This is a genomic window from Gordonia sp. (in: high G+C Gram-positive bacteria), from assembly GCF_049299075.1.
Classification (GTDB): domain Bacteria; phylum Actinomycetota; class Actinomycetes; order Mycobacteriales; family Mycobacteriaceae; genus Gordonia.
Genome location: NZ_JBAQWU010000015.1, coordinates 1 through 3,267, shown reverse-complemented (window position 1 = coordinate 3,267; position 3,267 = coordinate 1). Strand labels below are relative to the sequence as shown.

4 protein-coding genes are annotated in these 3,267 nt (G+C 65.1%); all 4 read left to right on the top strand.

Annotated elements, in window-relative coordinates:
• Nucleotides 1-164 precede the first annotated feature (164 nt).
• Entirely contained in the window at nt 165-929 is a 765-nt protein-coding gene (locus WAW85_RS00690) for a phosphoglyceromutase (RefSeq protein ID WP_422557748.1), read from the top strand.
• Between the two features lie 40 nt (nt 930-969).
• On the top strand, nt 970-1,290 hold the full coding sequence (locus tag WAW85_RS00685; RefSeq protein WP_422557747.1) for a GNAT family N-acetyltransferase: 321 nt from the start codon (nt 970-972) through the stop codon (nt 1,288-1,290).
• Nucleotides 1,291-1,428: 138 nt separating this feature from the next.
• Nucleotides 1,429-2,604 carry a sensor histidine kinase gene (locus WAW85_RS00680; protein WP_422557746.1) on the top strand — a complete coding sequence of 392 codons (1,176 nt, stop codon included), beginning with the start codon at nt 1,429-1,431 and terminating at the stop codon, nt 2,602-2,604.
• Nucleotides 2,604-3,267 (top strand): response regulator (locus WAW85_RS00675; protein WP_422557745.1); only part of this gene is annotated, 664 nt, incomplete at its 3' end. The genes WAW85_RS00680 and WAW85_RS00675, both read left to right, overlap by 1 nt.

The window sequence follows — 3,267 nt, the reverse complement described above, 5'->3', positions numbered from 1 at the left end:
GTCGCACGCGGCGCGAACTCGGGGCGGAGTTCATCGCACCCGAACAAAGCATCGTCGAGCACTTTCGGCAGCTGATGGATGCGCCGCGGTAGAGTCGCCGAATTTCCCGCGCCGCAGTGCTGGTCGGGCCGGGTTGCCGTCGTTCGATATGGGAGACTGGCCCCATGAGCAACGGCAAGCTGATTCTGATGCGTCACGGCGAGTCTGAATGGAACGCCTCCAACCAGTTCACCGGCTGGCAGGACGTCAACCTGACCGAGAAGGGTGTTGCCGAGGGCAAGCGCGCCGGACACCTGCTGACCGAGACCGGACTGCTGCCCGACGTGCTGTACACCTCGCTGCTGCGGCGTGCGATCATCACCGCCAACCTCGCGCTCGAGACTGCCGATCGCCTGTGGATCCCGGTGGTCCGTGACTGGCGCCTCAACGAGCGGCACTACGGTGCGCTGCAGGGCCTGAACAAGGCCGAGACCAAGGACAAATACGGCGACGAGCAGTTCATGCTGTGGCGCCGCAGCTATGACACCCCGCCGCCGGCTATCGCGCCTGATGCCGAGTACAGCCAGGTTGGCGACCCGCGCTACGCGGGCATTGAGGTCCCGCTGACCGAGTGCCTGCAGGATGTCGTCACGCGGCTGATGCCGTACTACATGGAAACCATCGCCGCGGACCTGCGCGCGGGCAAGACGGTCCTGGTCGCGGCACACGGTAATTCGCTGCGCGCCCTGGTCAAGTACCTCGACGAGATCTCCGATGCGGACATCGCCCAGCTGAACATTCCGACCGGAAACCCGCTGGTCTACGAGGTTGACGACAACCTGCGTGCGGTGTCGCCGAGCGCCGATCCGCGCAATCCGAGCGGCCGCTACCTCGATCCCGAAGCCGCCGCGGCCGGTGCTGCCGCGGTGGCCAATCAGGGCAACAAATAACGCCCCTGCGGGTTTGCTGGGCCTCGGCTACATTGGAACTATGACGGACGGGGCAGCAATGAAGGTGACTCATCTGGTCGATCGCGAGCGGTTCCGCGCCGAGGTCGACATCGACGGTGTGGCGACGGAAGTCGGCTACCTTGACTACACCCGCGACCCCGGGCATACCGATGGCGATCGCCTGGCGCTCACACACACCGTGATCTTCGACCAGTTCGGTGGCCGCGGCTACGCGGCGCAGTTGGTGGCTGATGTGCTCGAACAGATTCAGGCGGACGGCAACAAGGTGGTGCCGGTCTGCTCCTACGTTCAGAGCTATCTGCGCAAACATCCCGAGTACGCCGATCTGGTCGCGTCCTAGCGGAGTACCGTGCGCGAAAAGGGCAGGAAATGACGGACGTTCACCTCCCGGCCATTCATGAGAACCTTGTGTGAACGCTGCGCCAACCAGGCCCGATGAGGTCGCTTCGTCGCGTTCACTGGCCGTAGACTCCCGTTCGTGTCCGAATCCCCGGAGAGTTTGATGACTCCTGCCGACCATCCGACGTCGGGTAGCGCAGGTCCGGCGTTTGTTGACGACGACGCGATTACCTACAACGCCGATGGCTCGGTGAGCCGCGGTGGTCTGCTCAATCTGCTGGTCGCGCACTCCGAATCGGGCACCGCGGTGGTGGACGTCGACCACAACATCGTGCTGTTCAATAAGCGCGCCGTCGAACTCGGCCTGCTGCGCGACATTCTCGCCGATCCGGTGGCCGAAGCGGTCAGCGAGGTCTTCGCGACGGGTGTCGACCGGCACTTCGACTTTGTCCCGCCGATCTCGGCGATGGGCTTCGTGTCCACTGGTCGCACCATGCCGCGCACCGTCGAGAACGTGCGGTGTGTGGTCCGCCTGGCCGAGCATGGCACCTCTCGCTACGCGCTCGTCTACGGTGACGATGACTCCACTAACCTGCGTGTGGAAGCCACTCGCCGGGACTTCGCCGCGAACGTCTCGCACGAGTTGAAGACCCCGCTGGGTGCGATCAGTCTGATGACCGAGGCCATGCTCGAATCGCATGACGACCCGCAGGCCGTCGAGCACTTCGGCCACCGGGTCCTGCGCGAGGCCACCCGGATGAGCACGTTGATCAACGAACTCATCGGGCTGTCTCGACTACAGGATGGCCGGATCGAGCAGTTCAGTGCGACGGGCGTCGACGCGCTAATCGACGACGCCCTCAGCTCGGCCTCGGTGAGCGCCGAGGTCGCCCAGATCGAGTTGATCCGGGACGAGCCAGGCGGGCTGGTGGTACCCGGCGACCGCACCCTGCTCCTCACCGCGTTGAACAACCTGATCGTGAACGCCGTGAACCATTCGCAGTCCGGCGAAGTGGTCTCGGTCAGCCATCGGCTGGTCGATATGGCCGAAGGTCCGATGGTGGCCATCGCCGTCACCGACCGCGGCATCGGGATCGCCGCCGCCGATCAGCAGCGGGTATTCGAACGCTTCTTCCGTGTCGACAAGGCGCGCTCCCGCGCCACCGGCGGCACCGGCCTGGGCTTGGCCATCGTCAAGCACGTCGCCGCCAGCCACGGCGGCCACATTGGACTGTGGAGCAAACCGGGCACCGGTTCCACCTTCACCCTGTACATCCCGATCGACAGATCCCCCGAACTAGAGGAAGACGACTAGTGACGCACGTTCTCATCGTCGAAGACGAGGAATCCCTCGCCGACCCGCTGGCTTTTCTCCTCCGCAAGGAGGGCTTCGAAGCCAGCATCATCAACGACGGCGCGCAGGCGGTGGCGGCGTTCGACCGGGTGTGCCCGGACATCGTGCTGCTCGACCTGATGCTTCCGGGCGTCTCGGGCACCGAGATCTGCAAGCAGATCCGCGCGAGGTCGCAGACGCCGGTAATCATGGTGACCGCTCGCGACAGCGAGATCGACAAGGTCGTCGGCTTGGAACTCGGTGCCGACGACTACATCACCAAACCGTATTCTGCGCGCGAGCTGATCGCCCGGATCCGCGCGGTGCTCCGGCGCGGGGGAGTGGTGGCCGCCGAGGACGACGCAGCCATCGGCGTGCTGGAAGTGGGGCCGGTCCGGATGGACGTGCAACGCCACACGGTCACCGCGTCGGGCGTCGACGTGACTCTCCCGCTCAAAGAGTTCGACCTGCTGGAGTATCTGCTGCGCAACGCTGGCCGGGTCCTGACCCGCAGCCAGCTGATCGACCGGGTCTGGGGCGCGGACTACGTGGGTGACACCAAAACCCTCGACGTGCATGTGAAGCGCCTGCGCTCCAAAATTGAGCCCGATCCCGGCCACCCGCGACACCTGATCACCCTGCGCG

What these genes read in the sequence shown, in the direction of transcription:
- WAW85_RS00690 (WP_422557748.1), top strand. Translation starts at nt 165, where the DNA reads ATGAGCAACGGCAAGCTGATTCTGATGCGTCACGGCGAGTCTGAATGG.
- WAW85_RS00685 (WP_422557747.1), top strand. Translation starts at nt 970, where the DNA reads ATGACGGACGGGGCAGCAATGAAGGTGACTCATCTGGTCGATCGCGAG.